The organism is Actinoplanes sp. NPDC024001, from assembly GCF_040638955.1.
Lineage (GTDB): Bacteria > Actinomycetota > Actinomycetes > Mycobacteriales > Micromonosporaceae > Actinoplanes.
Window position 1 is genome coordinate 1 of record NZ_JBEZZB010000041.1, and the last position, 17,806, is coordinate 17,806.

Here is a 17,806-nt window from a genome sequence, read left to right on the forward strand (position 1 = left end):
GCGACTCGGCCAGCACGTAGTCGGCCAGGCCGCCGTCGCGCCCGTACCCCCGGCCGGTCTGCCCGCGCGGGCACATGCTGTCCTGGCCGCGCAGGCAGAACCGGCAGGTTCCGCAGGAGGTGGGGGAGACCAGCGCGACGGCCTCGCCCGGGGTGAGTCCCTCGACGCCCGCGCCGACCGCGGCGATCCGCCCGGCGGTCTCGTGACCCAGCGTGAACGGCATCCGCCAGCCCAGCTTGTCGCCGATGACCTGCGGCATGCGCTGCATGGTCAGGTCGGAGCGGCACAGGCCGCAGCCGGCGACCCGGATCAGCACCTCACCGGGGCCGGGTGACGGCACGGGCACGGTGGTTGCTCGCGGCGGCTCGCCCCAGCCGGTCATCCGGTACGCGCGCATCGACTCCACTGGAACACGTTATCGCAAGAATCAGCAGCCGCGTTGACCGAATATTAGAACTGGTTCTACTGTCGTTGGCATGCGTACGCAGCCGTTCGCCGACGCCATCCGGGAAGCCGAGCAGATCATCACGGGCGCGCCGCACGTGGACAGCGAGCAGGACCTCGCCGAGGGCTACGACTACCTGGCCGGCAGCATCCGCGCCTCACTCCAGATGGCCTGGGCCTACGAGCGGGACTTTCCCTACTTCGTCCGCTCCACCGGGCCGTACACGAAGCTGGGGCTGGACAACCCGGACACTCTGTACTTCCACGCGTGGCTGCGCGACGACGCCGAATACGTCGTCACCGGCGTTCGCGGTACCACCGCCGACCTGAGTTTCCAGCTGCTCACCGGTGACTACACGCCGGTCGAGGTGCCGGGCAGCCTCGCGGCGTTCGACGACCGGGAGATCGACATCGCGGTGGACGGGTCGTACACGATCACTATCGGACCCGCGGCCGGCGCCGCCATGCTGGTGGTGCGCGAGGTCTTCCACGACTGGGCCGCGGAGCGGCCCGGCACGCTGCGCATCCATCGCGCCGACCTTGCCGGCGCCGCGCCGCGGCCACTCACCCTCGACCGCACCACCAAACGGTACGGGGTAGCCGGCAAGATCCTGATCAGCAGGTTGCGCACGTTTCTCGCCTTTGCCGAACGGTTCTACCTCGGTCTGCCGGTCAACACGCTCACCCCGCCCCGGCCCACGCCCGGTGGTCTGTCCACCCAGTACTCCTCGGTCGGCCACTACGACCTCGCCGACGACCAGGCCATGATCGTGACGGTGCCCGCCTCCGACGCTCCCTACCAGGGCATTCAGCTGGGCAGCATGTGGTACGTCTCGCTGGACTACATCAACCACCAGACCAGCCTCACCGCGGCCCAGGCGCGGATCGACCCGGACGGCATGATCCGGTACGTCATCAGCGAACGGAACCCGGGCGTCACCAACTGGCTGGAACGCACCGGGCACCGCCGGGGATACGTGCAGCTGCGCTGGCAGCGGCTGTCCCGGCCGCTCACCGCCGCGGACGGGCCCACCGTCGACCTCGTCGCCGTCGATGACCTGCCGAAACAGCTGCCGTATCACGAGACGATCAGCGCGGCGGCGTACCGGGAACGCATCGCCGCCCGGCAGGCCGCCACCGCCACCCGGATGCTGGGGTGAACCGTGCTGCTCGCCGAGAAAGTGCTGCTGGTGGCCGGCGTCGGACCCGGCCTCGGCCAGGCGATCGCGGTCCGCGCCGCACAGCACGGCGCCGACCTGGTCCTCGCCGCCCGCACCGGATCGCTGCTCACCGAGGTGGCCGGCAAGGTGCAGGCGGCCGGGCGGCGCGCCCTGGCCGTGCCGACCGACCTGACCGACGACGCGGCCGTGCAGCGGCTGGTGGACGCCGCGCTCGGCGAATACGGCCGGGTCGACGCGCTCGTGCAGAACGCGTTCGCGATGCCGCCGATGCGCAGCCTCGGCAAGGTCGACCTGGACGAGCTGCGCAGCGGTTTCGACGCCAACGTGCTCGCCGCGCTGAACACGATCCGGCTGTGCACTCCGGCCCTGATCGCATCGGGCGGGGCGGTGGTCGTGGTCAACTCGGCGGTGCTGCGGCACTCGCGGCGGCCGTTCGGGCCGTACAAGGTGGTCAAGGCCGGGCTGCTCGCGGTCGCCCAGAACCTGGCGAGTGAGCTCGGGCCGAAAGGGGTCCGGGTCAACTCGGTGGCGCCCGGCTGGATCTGGGCCGACACGCTGCGCGCCTGGTTCGCATATCAGGCCGCGCAGCGCGGTGTGCCGGCCCGGCAGATCTACGACGAGATCGCGGCCGCCACCGACCTGCGGCGGCTGCCGGAACCGGAGGAGGTCGCCGACGCGATCCTCTTCCTCGCGTCGGACCTGGCCCGGGGCATCACCGGGGCCTGCCTCGACGTCAACTGCGGGGAGTTCCACCATTGACCACCAGCGAACGCACCGACGTCGGCACGGTCGAGGACCTGCACGCCTCGGCGACGCGGCTCACCGGGCTCGACGACTTCGGGGGAGGCGACGGCTACCTCGACGGGATGCGGGTGCTGCTGTCGTCGTACGGTCACGAGGCGAGCCTGACCCCCGCCGGCAGCAAGCAGACCCGCGGCCTGTTGCGCTCCGCGCTGGTTTCCCGCCTGCTGGCGGAGGCCGCCTGGCGGCAATATCCGCAGCATGCGCAGGTCGCGCTGGAGCGGCCGGTGTTCGTGACCGGGCTGCCGCGGACCGGGACCACCGCGCTGCACCGATTGCTCACCGCCGACCCGGCGCATCAGGGGCCGGAATTGTGGCTCACCGAGGTGCCGCAGCCTCGCCCGCCCCGCGCAACCTGGGACGAGCATCCGGTTTACGTCGCGTTGCGGGAGGCCTATGCGCGCCATCCGGAATTGACCGGTGTGCATTACATGGGCCCGGAGCAGGTGGAGGAGTGCTGGCGGCTCTTCTGCCAGTCGATGTGTTCGGTGTCGTTCGAATGCACCGCCTATGTCCCGTCCTACTCGGCGTGGCTGGCGGGCCATGACTGGACGGCCGCCTATCGGCGGCACCGCCGCAATCTGCAGCTCATCGGGTTGCACGATCAGGGCCGGCGGTGGGTGTTGAAGAATCCCAGCCATCTGTTCGCTCTGGACGCGCTGCTCGCCGTCTATCCGGACGCCGTGGTCATTCAGACGCACCGGGATCCGCGCACGGCGATCGCGTCGGTGTGCAGCCTCAACGCCCGGGCGGCGGCGGGCTGGTCGACGGTTTTCCGTGGTCCGGTGGTGGGGCGAGCGCAATTGGAGCTGTGGTCGCGGGGATTGCGGCGTTTCCGGCGGGATCGGGCACGGCATGATCCGGGACGATTCATCGACGTTCGCTACCCGGACTTCGTCCGTGATCCGCTCGGCACGGTGGCGGCGATCTACGATCGCCTGGGCAGTTCACTGACCGCCCCGGCGCGGGCGGCCATGCAACAAACCCTGCGTGGTACGGGTAGAGCAGCGCACCGTTACGACCTGGCAGAGTTCGGCCTCACCCCGGGCGAGGTCGATGCGGCCTTCACCGCGGACGGATAGGCGATTTTCGGCGGCCGTGTGATCGAGGAAAAGACTGGCGGCGTGCAGCGTCTCGACGGTGGAGCGTCGGCCCTGGTGATCGGTGAAACCGTAAGAGTGCGGAGAACTTCGCTTCGAAAACGGCAAACCCTGTCCAACTGCGGTCATCCGCTGGATCTACCTGGCGAGTCGCGGTTCGGCGAAGCTCGGTGGCCCCGAACAAGCCGATCGCGGCAGTTGAATGAGCTACAGAGGTTGAAAGGCTGAGGTTCGCGTCGTCACGGTCGTTCTGGGTCAAGGGTCATACCGGTGTTGGCGAAGAAGCCGGCAAGGAGATCGGTCTGTCGCTGACAAGCCCGTAGGCGGTGTCTGACCAGGTCAGCGAGGTGGTCGACGCCATGTGCGGCGATGTTGGTCAGGCCGCGTTTCATCCATCGCCAGACGCCTTCGGTCGGGTTGAGATCGGGTGCGTACGACGGCAGCCGGATCACGGTCAGCCATGGCCGGGCCGCGATCAGAGCATGCATCCGGTGGCTGACGTGGGTGTTCAGGTTGTCCCAGATCAGCACTATCGGTGCCTGCAACCGCTGGTGGGCCTGGTCGAGGAACGCGATGTAGTCGTCCTCGCTGAAGCTGCCGCGTTCGCCTTTACGGCCGCGGTGCAGCCGGGTGCGCCACATCAGGCGGCCGCGTTGTCCGGGCTTGAGGCAGACCAGACCCGTTATCGACACCCGGCCGGAGCCCTTGCCGGAGATCTCCACGACCGGTGTGCGGCCGCGGCGGGCCCAGGTCTTGGCCACCGGCGGACGCAGCACCTGGCCGGCCTCGTCCTGGAAGCAGATCCAGGCGCCACGGGCGGCGGCTAACCTCTTACCGACGGCCACCGCCTGCGGTGCCAGGTCGTGATCGCCGCCGGGTCACGTTCGATCGCCCGCCGGGTCGGGACCTGCCGGCTGTAGCCGATGCGATGCAGCAGGTAGGACACCCCGCGCAGCGTGTAGCAGACGCCGAAGCGGCGTTCGATTACTTCGGCGACCCGCGTCAGAGTCCAGCGGGCGTCGGTCCAGCCCTGCCCGGCTGGTCCTCGGTCGAGCAGGTCGGCAAGCTCGCCGAGCTGCTCTTCAGTCAGCTTGCAGTCCGAGCCACCCGGCCCCGACGAGGCCAGGGCTTCGGTCCCGCCTGCGATCCAGCGACGTCGCCATTCGCGGACCGATTTCGGGGAAACCCGCAGCTCGACAGCGATCTGCGGGGACGGTTTGGACTCCTCGAACATGGCCGCGGCCTGCATCCGGACCTTCTCACGCCGGACCCGGGCTGCCGCGTTCATGCCACCACCAGCCGGATACCTCATATCTCCGGCCTACCGAAAGCATCAACCCGGGTCATGTTGCCACGCCGGCGACCGTCAGCCTTTCAACCTCTGTAGTTGTCCGGCGAGGGAACTGTCGTCGCGTTGACGATCTCGCGGAGGGCGGCGATATGCCCCTGGTATGCCTTACGTCCCTGGCGGGTCATCGACAGCCACACTCGTCGGGTGTCCGAGCCGAGACGTTCCTGTTTCACGTATCCCGCATCGACGAGGGCGGCGACCTGTTTACTCAGGGCCGACGGGCTCAGGTCCAAATGTTTCTTGATGACCGACAGTTCCAGGGTGCTGCCGGCGACGAGCATCGCGCAGATCCGCAGCCGGTGCGTCGGATGGATGATCGGGTCGAGCTCCGCGGTCACCGGGGCGTCCCTGTCGAGCGCCGGTGCGCCACGCCGCCTGCCAGGTAGAAGGCGGCCGCCGCGACGGCGAGGACGACGATCGGCCATGCCTGCGCGGTGAGTTCGGAGACGACGAACGCGGCGAACAGGCATGCCGTCGAGGCACCGACGAGGGCGAGGAAAACGCGGCTGGTGGGCAGAGTGTAGGGCGTACCCATCCGGTAGCCGGCGAGCACGTTCACCGCCATGAGCACAGCGCCGGCGGCGAGGAGGAAGGGGAAGCCGTCGTCGCCGAGTGCGAAGGTCAGGGTCATGGCGCCGAGCAGGAAGGCGTTGGCGGGGTAGATCCAGGTGGGCCACGGTGTATCCCGCACAGCGCGCTGGGCTGTGTCGATGCTCGCCAGCGCCTCGCGGGCCTCGGCGGGGTCCGGGACGTGCGTGTTGTTTTCCATAACGGAAACTATCTCAGATGTTTTCCGCCATGGCAACTATCAACCATCCGGAAACCATCTGGCGCGCCGGCGGTGGGGCCGACGCCGAGGTCCCAGCCCAGGTCATAGGCGTCGGCCCTGGGAACGTTCCATGGGGAACGACAAGCTGAGCGGCCGTCAAGACAGCGTGTGGCGCCGCAGCCCCTATCCTCGATCAATGAGCCGTGTCATCTACTCGGTCGCGTCGTCTCTGGACGGCTTTCACACCGACGCCGAGGGCGATTTCTCGTGGGCGGTGCCCGACGAGGAGGTCATCGCGGCGCTCAATGCCGATGCGGCCGGCGTGAGCACCTACCTCTACGGCCGGCGCATGTACGAAGCCATGGCCGTGTGGGAGACCGATCCCGAGGTCGCCGCGCAGTCGCCGGAGTCCGCGGCTTACGCCGGGACGTGGCAGGCCGCGCAGAAAGTGGTGTTCTCGGCGACCCTGCCGGAGGTGTGGACACAGCGCACGCGGCTGGAGCGCAAGCTGACGGCCGAGGCGATCAAGTCGGCCCGCGCCGAGGCCGCGGGCGATCTGACGGTCGAGGGGCCGACGCTCGCGCACAGCGCTCTGCACCTCGGGCTCGTCGATGTGGTCGAGCTGTTGATCTGCCCGATTCTCGTCGGCGGGGGGACCAGAGTGCTGCCCGAGAAGCTGCGAACCTCTCTGTCGCTCAAGCGGGAGCGCCGTTTCGGTAACGGCATGGTTCAGCTCACCTATGACATCCGGTAACTCCCGCTGATGCGACGACGGGTGGGCTGGAGTGGATCCCGCTTCGCCGGGTAACTGCGGGTCGTGCACACGATCGAGCTGCTCCTCGACGCTCGTCTCGACGCCGGCGTCCGCGATGTCTGGCGCCGGCTGCACGCGGCCGGGCTGCGCAGCCTCGCCACGCACACGCACCCGTCGAATCGCCCGCACGTGACCCTGGTGAGCGCCGCCCGGCTCGACAGCGCGCCGCCCGCGCTCGCGCTGCCGGTCGACGTGGAGGTGGGCGAGGTCACCTTCCTGGGCAGGGCGCTGGTGCGCGCGGTGACCGGACCGGGCCTGCGTGAACTCCAGGCCGGTGTCTGGAACGCCGTCGAACCGGTGAACCCCCTGCACGCGCCGGACCGCTGGATTCCGCACGTCAGCCTGGCGCTGAACGTGCCCACCGCGGAACACGACGCGGCCCTGGATCTGCTGCGCGACCTGAAGCCCGCGTACGGGCAACTGACCGCAGCCCGCAGCTACGACACCGGCTCCCGCACCGTGACGGCGTACCCGTCCCGCAACGCCCTCGAACCGGATGACAGGCGCCCGGCGACTCCTACCGCGTGATGCCAACGGGTCAGAGCGATGCAGCACCTGGGCCGGCGCCGGCCGGCGCCGCGGGGACGGGCCGCGCCGGTGTCGTCGCGGCTCTGAGCCGCTGACTGACCCGGTCCATCGCGGCCCGCAGCTCCGGTGGCTCGACGTCGCTCAGGTCGGCATCGAAGGTGATGAACAGGCCTGCGATCCCGGCCCAGGACCAGCCGCCGATGGTGAGCCGGCAGCGGTGGGCGTCGACGGGCTCGACGACGGAGCCGCCCGGAGCCCAGCGGGCGGTGACAGCGGCGGGTAGATCGAGGACGGCCGAGCCGACACACTGCCACTGCCCGGGGGTGTCACCGCGGTGCGGGTTCTGCACGACCAGGCGGGTCAGGTCGTCGCGGCTGAGTGGCTGGGGCCGGAACACCGCGCCGCCGCCGGGGGTGTGGGGACGGATCCGGTCGACGCGGTAGGTGTGCCAGGTCCGGTCGCGGTGGTCGCGGGCGATCAGATACCAGCGCCCGGCCCAGACGACCAGGTGATGCGGCTCCACCTCCCGGGGCGGGCAGAAACCGGGCCGGCCGGGGTCGGCAACGGCGCCGTCGCGGCCGCGGTAGTCGAAACGCAACACCCGGGCGGTACGGATCGCCGCTCCCACCGTCCGCAGCGTGTCCACGTCGACCGGCGCGGCCGAGAACTCCCAGTAGTTGCGCAGCGAGGTGACCTCGAACGCCTCACTGGCCGCGCGCAGCCGGGCCGGCATGACCTGGCGCAGGGTGGTGAGCGCCCGGGCGACGGCGTCGTCGATCCCGCTCACCGTCGCCGGCGCGGTCTGCAGGGCCAGTGCGATCGCGATCGCCTGGTCGTCGTCGAGCACCAGCGCGGGCAGCCGGCCTCCCGCGCCGAGCCGGTAGCCGCCGCCGGCCCCCATCACGGCGTTGACCGGATAGCCCAGCTCGCGCAGGGTGTCGACGTCACGCCGCAGGGTCCGGGCCGACACGCCCAGCCGGCCGGCGAGTTCGGCTCCGCGCCACTCGACGCGCGCCTCGAGCAGGGACAGCAGGCGCAGGGTCCGCGCGGAGGTATCGGCCACGGAATCCACGATTCCAACCATGGCGGTCAGCCGGTGACCGCCATGGTTGCCACTCTGCCCGTCATGAGCATCGACCTTCCCCCTGCCGGGGCGTCCGTGTCCCGTCCGTCGTCCGTCGCAGGCAGGCGGGCATCAGCCGCCCTGCTGGTCGTCCTGTTCGCCTCGTTCATGGACCTGCTCGACGTCACCATCGTCACGGTCGCCGCCCCCGACATCGCCGCCGACCTGAACGCCGGCGAGGCGCAGCTCCAGTGGACGGTGGCCGCGTACACCCTGGCCCTCGGATCCGGCCTGATCACCGGCGGGCGCGTCGGCGACGCGTACGGCCGCCGTCGGGTCTTCCTCGTCTCGCTGTCCTGCTTCGCCGTCGCTTCCGCGGCCTGCGCGCTGGCCCCGACCGCGGAGGCGCTGATCGCCCTGCGAGCCGTGCAGGGCCTGGCCGGCGGATTCCTGGTTCCGCAGGTCTTCGGGATCATCCGGTCCTCGTTCGCGCCGTCCGCGATGGCCAAGGCGTTCGGGGCCTACGGCGCGGCGCAGGGCCTCGCCGCGGTCGCCGGCCCGCTGCTCGGGGGCGCGCTGGTCGACGCGGACCTGTGGGGTCTGGGCTGGCGCACGATCTTCTGGGTCAACATCCCGGTCGCCCTCGCCGCTCTGGTTCTGGGGATTCGGGTGCTGCCCGAGTCGACCTCGTCCACGCGAGCCCGTATGGACATCGCCGGCGCGATGCTGTCCGCGATCGCGGTTGTGCTGATCCTGCTGCCGCTGGTGCAGGGACGGGACTGGGGCTGGCCCTGGTGGGGGTGGATCCTGCTGCTGTCCGGCCTGGGCCTGCTCGCCGGGTTCGTCGCCTACGAGCGGGGCGTCGCGGGCCGGGGCGGACAGCCGATCCTGGATCCGGCGCTGCTGACCGTACGCCCGTTCACCGCCGGGCTGGCGGCGTCGGTGCTCTTCTTCGGCGCGCTGGCGTCGTTCTTCCTCGTCCTGTCGATCTACCTGCAGTCGGGGACGGGCCGCTCGGCATGGGAGACCGGCCTGGTGATCCTGCCGTACGCGATCGGTTCGATGCTCACCTCCGGCGCCGGGGTGGCCCTCGCGGCCAAGGCGGGCCGGGTGCTGCTGGTCACCGGATCCCTGACGCTCGCCGCGTCCCAGGGCCTGCTGTGGCTGCTGGTCCGCGGCGGCGACACGCCCGGCTACTGGCCGATGGCCGGTGCGCTGTTCCTCGGCGGGCTCGGGCTCGGGCTCGCCGCCCCGATCCTGGTCAACGTCGTGCTGGCCGGCGTGCCCGGTCACCGGGCCGGCGCCGCCGGCGGGGTGCTGTCCACCGCCACCCAGATCGGTGGCGCAGCCGGGATCGCCGTGCTGGGCACCGTCTTCTTCAACGGCCTCGGTACCCCGGCCGCCGGCGGAGGCGCCCCGGCGCTGTTCGGGCACGCTCTCGCCCAGGTCATGCCATGGCAGGTGGCCGCCTACCTGCTGGCCGCGCTCGCGATGCTGGCTCTGCCCCGCACCGCCGCCGTCCCCCACTGACATCCCGTCGGATCAATCGGCAAGGGGCGCGATGATCTCCTCGGCGAAGCGATGCAGAGCCGCCCGCTTGGTCTCCAGATCCGCGTCGAAGCCCGCCCCGTGAGCCAGCCACGGCACCACGATCGCGTCGGTGACCCCGATCGACGCCTGCTCCCGATACCCCTGGAGCCCGAACCGGTCGATGCACACGGCCTGCACCTCGAACGGCACCTCCGCCCGGCCGTACGACTCCCGCAAGGCACGGAGCTTTTCGATCGTCGTACGCAGGTCGTTGAATTTCATCATTGCTGAGGACCAGCCGTCGCCGGTGCGCGCGGCGCGCCGGAGTGCGGGTTCGGTGTGGCCGCCCACGTAGATCGGGACCGGCGCGCTCGGCGCCGGGCTCATCTGCAGTTTCTCGAACGCGAAATGCTTGCCGTGATAGGAGACCATGCCGCCGCCCAGGATGAGCCGCAGCACCTCGATCGCCTCGTCCGCGCGGGCCCCGCGGTCGCGGAACGGCGTCCCGCACCAGTGCGACTCCTCCGGCGACCAGCCCAGTCCCACCCCCAGGCCGAAACGGTTGCCGGTCAGGTTGGCGACCGACCCGACCTGCCGGGCCAGCAGCACCGGGTTGCGCGGGTCGAGTTTGAGCACCTGGGTGTAGAACCTGATCCGGCTGGTCACCGCACCCATCGCGGCCGCGGCGACCATCGGGTCGGCCCACGGGGTGTCGGCGTTCCAGAAGCGGCGGCCGTCCGGCGTGTACGGATAGGACGCCGACACGTGCTCCGAGTAGAACAGCGAGTCCGGCAGGGCGATCGACGCGAAGCCGCACTCCTCGGCGACGCGGGCGAGTTCGGTCAGCTGGTCGAGCGGGCTCAGGGCGACGCCCAGGGTGAACTTCATGCGAGCACCTCGGATAGGTCGAGCAGTTGGCCGGTCGCGCCGCCGAGCAGGAATTCGTGGTACTCGGCGGCGAGGAAGTAGCGGTGCAGCGGATATTCCAGGTCGATGCCGACGCCGCCGTGGACGTGCACGGCGGTGTGCAGCACGCGGTGCCCGGCTTCGGCGGCCCAGAACCCGGCCGTCGCCACCTCGGCGGCGGCCGGCCGGTCCTCGTGCAGCAGCCAGACCGCCTGCCAGAGGGCGACCCGCAGCGCCTCGACGTCGATGTAGGCGTCGGCGAGCCGCTGCGTCACCGCCTGGAACGAGCCGATCGGCTTGCCGAACTGGATCCGGTTCCGGGCGTATTCGGCGGTCATCTCCACCGCGCGTTCGACCACGCCGAGCTGGTAGGCGGCCGCGCCGACGGTCACCCGGGCGCGGATCCAGCGCGCGGCGGCCGGGTCGGTGATGCGGGGCCGGTCCGGCAGCGGGGTGCGCAGCAGGCCGGTGCCCGGCCCGCCTTCGACCCGCTGCGGCTCGATCTCGGCGGGCGAGATCAGGTGGATTCCGGCTTCCACGGGTACGAGAACCGCCTCCGGTTCCGGCTCCACGCCGTGCACCTGACCGTGGTGGGCCACCGCCAGCACCGCGTCGCCGCGGAACGGCACGTCGTAGCGGGCAAGCGTGGAGGCGCCGGCCGTGATCGACGTCAGGTAGGGCACGGTCGCGGCGTGCCGGCCCAGTTCGACAAGGATCGCCGCCTGCTCGGGCAGCCCGTACCCCTCGCCTCCGGCCTGCTTGGGCAGTGCGGCGCTGAGCACCCCCGCCTCGGCCAGGGCCGGCCAGAGCGAGCGGCCGGAGGCCGCGAGTTCGCGGGTGAGGGTGACCAGGTCGCGGGCCTCGTCGCCCAGGTCGAAATCCATGGCGGCTCCTATCGCTGGATCGGCAGGCCGAGCGCGCCGGCCGCGATGATGTCGCGCTGCACCTCGTTGGTGCCGCCGCCGAAGGTGAGGATCAGGCAGGCGCGGTACATGCGCTCGATCCGCCCGGCCAGCAGCGCCCCGGGTGAGCCGTCGCGGACCGTCGCCGCCGGGCCGAGGATCTCCATGAGCAGCCGGTAAGCCTCGACGGCCAGTTCGGTGCCGTAGACCTTGCCGGCCGACGCCCGGGTCGGTGCCGGCGTGTCGTCGGCGGCGACTCGCCAGTTGAACAGCTTCAGCGCTTCGACCCGGGCGTGCACCCGGGCCAGGTGCAGCCGCACCCATTCCCGTTCGATCGCGCCGGTGGTGACCGCCCAGTCGCGGACCTCGCGCACGGAGCGCTGCAGCGGCGCGGCCGGGGTGAGCGCGACCCGTTCGTGGTTGAGCTGGTTGGTGATCAGCCGCCAGCCCTGGTTCTCCTCGCCGACCAGCGCGGAGACCGGCACCCGCACGTCGGAGTAGTAGGTGGCGCTGGTGGACGGCCCGGCCACGGTGCGCACCGGCGTCCAGGAGAAGCCGGGGGAGTCGGTCGGCACGATCAGGATCGACAGGCCGCGGTGCCGTTCCGCGCCCAGGTCGGTGCGGCAGGCCAGCCACACGTAGTCGGCGTAGCGGATCAGGCTGGTCCACATCTTCTGGCCGTTGATCACGTAGTGGTCGCCGTCGCGGACCGCCCGGGTGCGCAGCGCCGCCAGGTCGGTGCCGGCGTCCGGTTCCGAGTAGCCGATGGAGAAGTGCACCTCGCCGGCCTCGATGCGGGGCAGCAGCTCGGCACGCTGCTGTGCGGTGCCGTGCCGGCGGATCGTCGGCGCGACCGTGTAGAGGGTCAGGAACGGCACCTGCACCCCGGCCAGGGCCGCCTCCTCCGCGAAGATCAGCTGATCCATCCGGGTGCGGCCCTCGGTGCGCAGCCAGCCGTCGCGGCCGAGCTGCCGGACGATCTCCCGGTAGTTCTCGCTCGCGTCCTCGTCCTCGCCCGGCGGGGCCTGGGGGAGACCGGCGAAGTAGGCCCGCAACTCCTGGCGCAGCTTCTCTTCCGACGGCGTGTATCCCACGTGCATGAGTCGCCCCGCTCGCGATAGATTAGAACACGTTCTACTAGTAGACCGAGGTTGCGAGGAGGCGTCAACAGTGGACGCTTATCTGGTCGGCGCGGTCCGTACCCCGGTCGGCCGGCGCGGTGGGCTGCTCTCCGCGGTGCACCCCGCCGACCTGGCCGGGCAGGTCATCGCCGAGGTCGTGCAGCGGGCCGGCGCCGACCCCGCGGCGGTCGACGACGTGATCCTCGGCTGCGTCGACACCCTCGGCCCGCAGTCCGGCGACATCGCCCGCACGGCCTGGCTCGCCGCCGGGCTACCGGAACACGTTCCCGGTGTCACCGTCGACCGGCAGTGCGGCTCCGGGCAGCAGGCCGTGCACTTCGCCGCGCAGGCCGTCGCCAGCGGCACCGCCGACCTGATCGTCGCCGGCGGGGTGCAGAGCATGAGCCAGGTGCCGATCGGCAGCGCGATGGCCCCGGCCGGCCCCTATGCGAACTCCGCCGGCTGGGCCGCCCGCTACGGGGAGCAGGAGGTCAACCAGTTCCGCAGCGCCGACGAGATCGCCGCCAAATGGGCGCTCACCCGCGCCGAGCTCGACGAATACGCCCTGGTCAGCCACCTGCGGGCGATCGAGGCGATCGATCAGGGCCGGTTCCGGGAGGAGATCGCCGGAGACGACTCGGACGAGTGCCCGCGCCGGGACACCTCCCTCGACCGGATGGCCGCCCTGAAACCGCTGCGTGACGGCGGCACCACCACGGCCGCCACCTCGAGCCAGATCGCCGACGGGGCCGCGGCCCTGCTCGTGGCGTCGAGCCGGGCGGTCAAGAACTACGGCCTGCCGGTGAGAGCCCGGATCCACCACATCTCGGCGCGCGGCGACGACCCGGTGCTGATGCTGACCGCGCCGATCGCCGCCACCGCACACGCCCTGCGGCGCACCGGGCTCGGCATCGGCGACATCGACCGCGTCGAGATCAACGAGGCGTTCGCCAGCGTGGTGCTGGCCTGGCTGCGCGAGACCGGCGCCGACCCGGCACGCGTCAACGTCAACGGCGGCGCGATCGCGCTCGGCCACCCGCTCGGCGCGACCGGCGCCCGGCTGCTCACCGGCCTGCTGCACGAGCTGGAGCGCAGCGGCGGCCGCTACGGTCTGCTGACCATGTGCGAGGGCGGCGGCCAGGCCAACGTGACCGTCATCGAACGCTGCTGAGCCGGTCCAGGCTCGACTGCGCCTCCTTCATGATCCGGTCGATCAGGGTGGCGCAGGACGGCAGGTCGTCGATCACCCCGGCGACCTGGCCGGCGGACATCACCCCGTACTCCGGCCGTCCCTCGACCATCGCCGTGCGCAACAGGACCGGCGTGCCGGCCGCCATCAGCGTCTGCGCCCAGCTCAGCTCGCGCCCGTGCCGGGCCGCGCACCCGGCGCGCAGCAGCTGCGGCCAGGACAGCCCGGCGAGACGCCGGAACGCGACCGCGTGCCGGGCCGAGCGCACCAGCGCGCTCACCCTCCCCGATTTCTCCAACCCCTCGATGTACGGGGTGAGCAGCACCCGGTGCGGCACCCCGTCCACCCGGGTCGTCACCACGGTCCCGGTCACCGGGGCGTCGAGGTAGAGCTGCTTGACGCGGACGCCGACCGGGCTGTCCGAGGTGAGCAGGAACCGGGTGCCCATCGCGATCCCGGCCGCCCCGTAGGCGAGCGCCGCCACCAGCCCGCGCCCGTCGAAGAAACCCCCGGCCGCCACCACCGGGATGTCGACCGCGTCCACCACCTGCGGCAGCAGCAGCGTCGTCGGCACCGGCCCGGTGTGCCCGCCGCCCTCGCCGCCCTGCACCAGCACCGCGTCCACGCCCCAGCCGGCCACCTTCTCGGCGTGCCGGCGGGCGCCGACCGACGGCATGGTGAGCACCCCGCCGTCGGCGCACCGCCGGATCAGGTCCCGGTCCGGGGCCAGGGCGAAGGAGGCGAGGGTGATCCGTTCGCGGATCAGCAGGTCGATGCGCTCGGCGGCGTCGGGGGCGTCGGCGCGGATGTTGACACCGAACGGCGCGTCGGTGTTCTCCCGGACGCGGTGGATGGTCTCGCGCAGCTGCTCGATGCTCATCGTGGCCGAGGCGACGATGCCGAAGCCGCCGGCCCGGCCGACCGCCGAGACGAGGCGGGCGCCGGCCACGTACCCCATCCCGGTCTGCACGATCGGATGCCGGCAGCCGAGCAGGTCGGTGAGCGCGGTCCTCACCGGACTTCCTTCTCGCGCAGGCCGTCCGGATCGAGGTGTTCGCGCAGCAGCGACCGCTCCTCGGGGGTGGCCTCGCGGGTGTGCGGCACCTCGTCCGGGACGGTCAGCGAAAAGCCCGTCGCGGCGAGGACCTCGTCGACCGTCACGCCGGGATGGGTCGAACGCAGCCGCATCGACCGGTCCGGGGTGGCGAAGTCCAGCACGGCGAGGTTGGTGACCACGACGCGGATCTCGTGGGCGCCCCGGTCGTGGCCGACGCCGGAGACCATGTCGACGTGCTCGACGAAGACCCGGGGCGAGTGGCGCGGGACCCAGTAACTGGTCGTGTGGTTGACCGTGTTGCCCGGTGCGCCCCGCACGCCGAGCAGCTGCGACTTCGGGCGCGACCAGTCGCCGACGCAGGAGATGTTCTGGTTGCCGAAACGGTCGAGCTGGCCGGCGCCCATCATGACGTGCCGGGTGCCGGCCGCGACCATCGTGAACACCGCCCGGTAGGGCAGCCACCCCTCCACCTGGTCGTCCCGCAGCAGCGTGGCCTCGCCGTCGGTGACCAGCAGCTCGGGGGAGAACGTGCGCTGGGCCAGCCGGGCGCCCAGGTGCGGGATCAGGCCGGCGAAGCTCGCCAGGATCGCCCCGTCCCCGCGCCACGCCTCGGCGCACGCCACCACGCACACGTCGGCCCTGGTCATCGGCGGATCGCCGCCTGGTAGTGGGCCTCGTCGCCGTCGAGGTAGCGGGAGCGGAAATCGGCCCAGTCGGCGGTCGCGTACTCCTGCTGGAACGCCTCGTCGCGGTGGTAGTCGGGGACGCAGCTGGTGAAGTGGGCGCCGTTCGGGGTGGCGAGCACGCCGTCGACCATCGAGCGGTTGACCAGCAGGGTCTGTGGCGGGCCGGCCGCCATGAGGTCCGCTGTGCTGAGGATCTGTTCGCAGGTGACGAAGCGACGCTTGGCGGCCAGGCAGAACAGGTCGTCGAAGTAGGGGTCCGGTCCCAGGTAACGGCCGTTGCCGTAGGCATCCGCCCGATTCAGATGAATGATTCCGATATCCAGTGGTACGGCCGGCATGGCAACCAGCTCGGTGCCGTCCGCATAGGGGGAGCGGATGGTCCGGAGGCCGGGATTGACGCGCATCACGTCGGAGCCGAGACCGGCCCGGATCGGCAGGAAGGGCAGGCGGTTCGCGGCAGCCAGGAGGCCCCAGTAGAGCATGCCCTCGTCGTACTCGGTCAGCTCGATCGTGCCGGCGCTGCGGGCCTGCCGGAAGTGCGGTTCCAGCGGGATGCTGTCCAGTGAGACGAAGCCGGTGACGACCCGTTTCACGCAGCCGGCGGCGACCAGGAGGCCGACGTCCGGGCCGCCGTAGGTGACCAGCGTGAGACCGGTCAGGCCGGAGCGGGCGATGGCGCGGACCAGGGCCATCGGTTTGCGCCGCGAGCCCCAGCCGCCGATCCCGACCGTCATCCCGTCCCGGATCTCACCGACCACCTCGTCGATCGTCACCACCCGGTTCATCGCCGCTCACCGGCCTTCCACGAAGCGTTGCCGGGCCCGGTCGCCGGCGCCGTCGAGGTTCAGTTCGAAGGTGAAGCCCTGCTCGAACCGGTAGGACCGCTTCACGTCCACCGGGTCGATCCCGTTCAGCGACTCCTTGGCCCGGCGCACGATCAGCGGATCCTTCGCCGCGATCTCGGCCGCCACCCGCCTCGCCGCGGCGCGCAGGCCGATCCGGGGCACGACTTCGAGCACGGTCCCGAACCGGTGCAGCTGCCACGCGGTCACCGGCCGGCAGGTGTAGACCATCGTGCGCATCAGCTGGTGCGGCACCAGCCGGGACAGGTGGGTGGCCGCGCCGAGCGCACCCCGGTCCACCTCGGGCAGCCCGAACGTGGCGTCGTCGGCGGCCACCACCAGATCCGCGTTGCCGGCCAGGCCCACCCCGCCGCCCAGGCAGAACCCGTGCACCGCCGCGATCACCGGCACCGGACAGTCGTAGACCGCCGCGAACGCCCGCGCACAGCCCCGGTTGGCGGCCAGCAGGGCGTCGTGTCCCTCGGTGCGCTGCATCTCCTTGATGTCCACGCCCGCGCAGAACCCGCGCCCCTCGGCGGCGAGCACCACGACCCGGGTCTGCGGATCGTCGCCGGCCGTGGTCAGGGCGTCGGCGAGGGCGTGCCAGCCCACCGCCGGGACCGCGTTGACCGGCGGAAAGTCCAGAACCACCTCGGCGACGGCGCCGCGGTGCAGCTGCACGCCCATGGCCGGCAGCCTAACCTAGCGCTTGCTCGGGTAGCTAGCATCGCCTCATGCATCCCCTCGACTTCACCGGCAAGGCCGTGGTCGTCACCGGCGGCACCCGGGGGATCGGCGCGGCCATCGCCGAGGCCTTTCGTGCGGCCGGCGCGCAGGTTCTGGTCTGCGGCCGCACCCCGCCCCGCACCGAGCCCACCGATGACTTCTTCCGCGCCGACGTCCGCGATCCCGAGCAGGCGGCCGCGCTGGTCGCCGAGGCCGTCGCCCGGTTCGGGCGCCTCGACGTGGTGGTCAACAACGCCGGCGGCAGCCCACAGGTGCCGGCGGCCAGCGCCACGCCGCGGCTGCACGCCAAGGTGATCGAGCTGAACCTGATCGCGCCGCTGCACGTCTCCCAGGCGGCGAACGAGATCATGCGGTCCCAGCCCACCGGCGGCGTGATCCTCATGATCGGCAGCGTCAGCGGGACCCGGCCGTCGCCCGGCACCGCCGCGTACGGTGCCGCCAAGGCCGGCCTGATCCATCTGGCCACGAGCCTCGCCGCGGAGTGGGGTCCCGCCGTCCGGGTGAACAGCCTGGTGGTCGGCCCGGTCGGGGAGGGCCTGGACCCGGCCGTGGTGGCCCGTACCGTGCCGGCCGGCCGGACGGCTTCCCCCGACGACGTGGCCGGTGCCTGCCTGTTGCTCGCCTCGCCGCTGGCGGGTTACGTGAGCGGCGCCGCCCTCGCCGTGCACGGCGGCGGCGAATGGCCGGCCTACCTGGCCGAGTTCCGTCCCCGCTGAGCGTGGCTGTAGCGCCGGGGACGGGCGCGGCGTAGTCTCCGCTCAGGTAGAACAGGTTT

The 17,806-nt window shown here is 71.5% G+C and carries 21 protein-coding genes; 8 read left to right on the forward strand and 13 right to left on the reverse strand.

The features are described 5' to 3' along the window. Positions 1 to 397, reverse strand: a 397-nt coding sequence (locus AB0F81_RS17970) for an alcohol dehydrogenase catalytic domain-containing protein (RefSeq protein WP_360198563.1), incomplete at its 3' end; no start/stop codon positions are given. Positions 398 to 476: 79 nt separating this feature from the next. On the opposite strand from AB0F81_RS17970, the gene AB0F81_RS17975 reads away from it, so the two are divergent. The 3 genes from AB0F81_RS17975 to AB0F81_RS17985 are packed head-to-tail and all read left to right on the forward strand — an operon-like array spanning position 477 to position 3,508. After that, positions 477 to 1,604, forward strand: coding sequence for a hypothetical protein (locus AB0F81_RS17975; RefSeq protein WP_360198363.1), 1,128 nt, complete (start codon positions 477 to 479; stop codon positions 1,602 to 1,604). Positions 1,605 to 1,607: 3 nt separating this feature from the next. Next, positions 1,608 to 2,384 (forward strand): SDR family oxidoreductase, encoded by a 777-nt coding sequence (locus AB0F81_RS17980; RefSeq protein ID WP_360198366.1) that lies wholly within the window; start codon positions 1,608 to 1,610, stop codon positions 2,382 to 2,384. Continuing rightward, positions 2,381 to 3,508: a sulfotransferase gene (locus AB0F81_RS17985; protein WP_360198368.1), complete on the forward strand. Its 1,128-nt coding sequence runs from the start codon at positions 2,381 to 2,383 to the stop codon at positions 3,506 to 3,508. Before AB0F81_RS17980 ends, AB0F81_RS17985 begins: the two co-directional genes overlap by 4 nt. A 257-nt stretch (positions 3,509 to 3,765) precedes the next feature. Here AB0F81_RS17985 and AB0F81_RS17990 read toward each other — a convergent pair whose 3' ends face one another. The 4 genes from AB0F81_RS17990 to AB0F81_RS18005 form a co-directional block, all read right to left on the reverse strand. Further along, positions 3,766 to 4,371 carry a transposase gene (locus tag AB0F81_RS17990; RefSeq protein ID WP_360198371.1) on the reverse strand — a complete coding sequence of 202 codons (606 nt, stop codon included), beginning with the start codon at positions 4,369 to 4,371 and terminating at the stop codon, positions 3,766 to 3,768. Continuing rightward, complete coding sequence (locus AB0F81_RS17995; protein WP_360198374.1) at positions 4,350 to 4,814, reverse strand: winged helix-turn-helix domain-containing protein; 465 nt, start codon at positions 4,812 to 4,814, stop codon at positions 4,350 to 4,352. Before AB0F81_RS17995 ends, AB0F81_RS17990 begins: the two co-directional genes overlap by 22 nt. An 86-nt stretch (positions 4,815 to 4,900) precedes the next feature. Next, positions 4,901 to 5,215 carry a transcriptional regulator gene (locus AB0F81_RS18000; RefSeq protein WP_360198377.1) on the reverse strand — a complete coding sequence of 105 codons (315 nt, stop codon included), beginning with the start codon at positions 5,213 to 5,215 and terminating at the stop codon, positions 4,901 to 4,903. Beyond that, entirely contained in the window at positions 5,212 to 5,646 is a 435-nt protein-coding gene (locus AB0F81_RS18005; RefSeq protein ID WP_360198380.1) for a hypothetical protein, read from the reverse strand. The genes AB0F81_RS18000 and AB0F81_RS18005 overlap by 4 nt, the downstream gene beginning before the upstream one ends. Positions 5,647 to 5,842: 196 nt before the next feature. On the opposite strand from AB0F81_RS18005, the gene AB0F81_RS18010 reads away from it, so the two are divergent. Both AB0F81_RS18010 and AB0F81_RS18015 read left to right on the forward strand, forming a co-directional pair. Then, positions 5,843 to 6,400, forward strand: a complete 558-nt coding sequence (locus AB0F81_RS18010; RefSeq protein ID WP_360198383.1) for a dihydrofolate reductase family protein — start codon at positions 5,843 to 5,845, stop codon at positions 6,398 to 6,400. A 63-nt stretch (positions 6,401 to 6,463) separates the two neighbouring features. After that, complete coding sequence (locus AB0F81_RS18015; protein ID WP_360198386.1) at positions 6,464 to 6,988, forward strand: 2'-5' RNA ligase family protein; 525 nt, start codon at positions 6,464 to 6,466, stop codon at positions 6,986 to 6,988. A 10-nt stretch (positions 6,989 to 6,998) separates the two neighbouring features. Here the strand turns inward: AB0F81_RS18015 and AB0F81_RS18020 are convergent, their stop codons facing one another. Further along, positions 6,999 to 8,051, reverse strand: a complete 1,053-nt coding sequence (locus AB0F81_RS18020; protein WP_360198389.1) for a WYL domain-containing protein — start codon at positions 8,049 to 8,051, stop codon at positions 6,999 to 7,001. A gap of 63 nt (positions 8,052 to 8,114) precedes the next feature. Between AB0F81_RS18020 and AB0F81_RS18025 the strand changes: the two genes are divergently transcribed. Further along, positions 8,115 to 9,581 (forward strand): MFS transporter, encoded by a 1,467-nt coding sequence (locus AB0F81_RS18025; protein WP_360198392.1) that lies wholly within the window; start codon positions 8,115 to 8,117, stop codon positions 9,579 to 9,581. Positions 9,582 to 9,593: 12 nt separating this feature from the next. On the opposite strand, the gene AB0F81_RS18030 is transcribed toward AB0F81_RS18025, so the two are convergent. Genes AB0F81_RS18030 through AB0F81_RS18040 form a run of 3 tightly spaced genes read right to left on the reverse strand, consistent with a single transcriptional unit; the run spans position 9,594 to position 12,489 of the window. Next, positions 9,594 to 10,469, reverse strand: a complete 876-nt coding sequence (locus tag AB0F81_RS18030; protein ID WP_360198395.1) for a TIGR03619 family F420-dependent LLM class oxidoreductase — start codon at positions 10,467 to 10,469, stop codon at positions 9,594 to 9,596. Beyond that, a complete protein-coding gene (locus AB0F81_RS18035; protein WP_360198398.1) occupies positions 10,466 to 11,371 on the reverse strand; it encodes an acyl-CoA dehydrogenase family protein in 906 nt (301 codons plus the stop codon). Before AB0F81_RS18035 ends, AB0F81_RS18030 begins: the two co-directional genes overlap by 4 nt. An 8-nt stretch (positions 11,372 to 11,379) precedes the next feature. Further along, complete coding sequence (locus AB0F81_RS18040; RefSeq protein ID WP_360198401.1) at positions 11,380 to 12,489, reverse strand: acyl-CoA dehydrogenase family protein; 1,110 nt, start codon at positions 12,487 to 12,489, stop codon at positions 11,380 to 11,382. 70 nt (positions 12,490 to 12,559) lie between these two features. Here AB0F81_RS18040 and AB0F81_RS18045 point away from each other — a divergent pair, with 70 nt between their 5' ends. After that, positions 12,560 to 13,681, forward strand: coding sequence for an acetyl-CoA C-acetyltransferase (locus AB0F81_RS18045; RefSeq protein WP_360198404.1), 1,122 nt, complete (start codon positions 12,560 to 12,562; stop codon positions 13,679 to 13,681). On the opposite strand, the gene AB0F81_RS18050 is transcribed toward AB0F81_RS18045, so the two are convergent. Genes AB0F81_RS18050 through AB0F81_RS18065 form a run of 4 tightly spaced genes read right to left on the reverse strand, consistent with a single transcriptional unit; the run spans position 13,665 to position 16,971 of the window. Continuing rightward, the gene (locus tag AB0F81_RS18050; RefSeq protein WP_360198407.1) at positions 13,665 to 14,714 is read right to left on the reverse strand and encodes a nitronate monooxygenase; all 1,050 of its coding nucleotides are present in this window, start codon (positions 14,712 to 14,714) and stop codon (positions 13,665 to 13,667) included. The two genes, AB0F81_RS18045 and AB0F81_RS18050, sit on opposite strands and share 17 nt — an antisense overlap. Continuing rightward, on the reverse strand, positions 14,711 to 15,403 hold the full coding sequence (locus AB0F81_RS18055; protein WP_360198410.1) for a CoA-transferase: 693 nt from the start codon (positions 15,401 to 15,403) through the stop codon (positions 14,711 to 14,713). The genes AB0F81_RS18050 and AB0F81_RS18055 overlap by 4 nt, the downstream gene beginning before the upstream one ends. Next, positions 15,400 to 16,227: a CoA-transferase gene (locus AB0F81_RS18060; protein ID WP_360198413.1), complete on the reverse strand. Its 828-nt coding sequence runs from the start codon at positions 16,225 to 16,227 to the stop codon at positions 15,400 to 15,402. The genes AB0F81_RS18055 and AB0F81_RS18060 overlap by 4 nt, the downstream gene beginning before the upstream one ends. Before the next feature lie 6 nt (positions 16,228 to 16,233). Then, on the reverse strand, positions 16,234 to 16,971 hold the full coding sequence (locus AB0F81_RS18065) for an enoyl-CoA hydratase family protein (RefSeq protein ID WP_360198416.1): 738 nt from the start codon (positions 16,969 to 16,971) through the stop codon (positions 16,234 to 16,236). A gap of 47 nt (positions 16,972 to 17,018) precedes the next feature. Here AB0F81_RS18065 and AB0F81_RS18070 point away from each other — a divergent pair, with 47 nt between their 5' ends. Then, entirely contained in the window at positions 17,019 to 17,747 is a 729-nt protein-coding gene (locus AB0F81_RS18070) for an SDR family oxidoreductase (protein WP_360198419.1), read from the forward strand. The last annotated feature ends 59 nt before the right edge of the window (positions 17,748 to 17,806 follow it).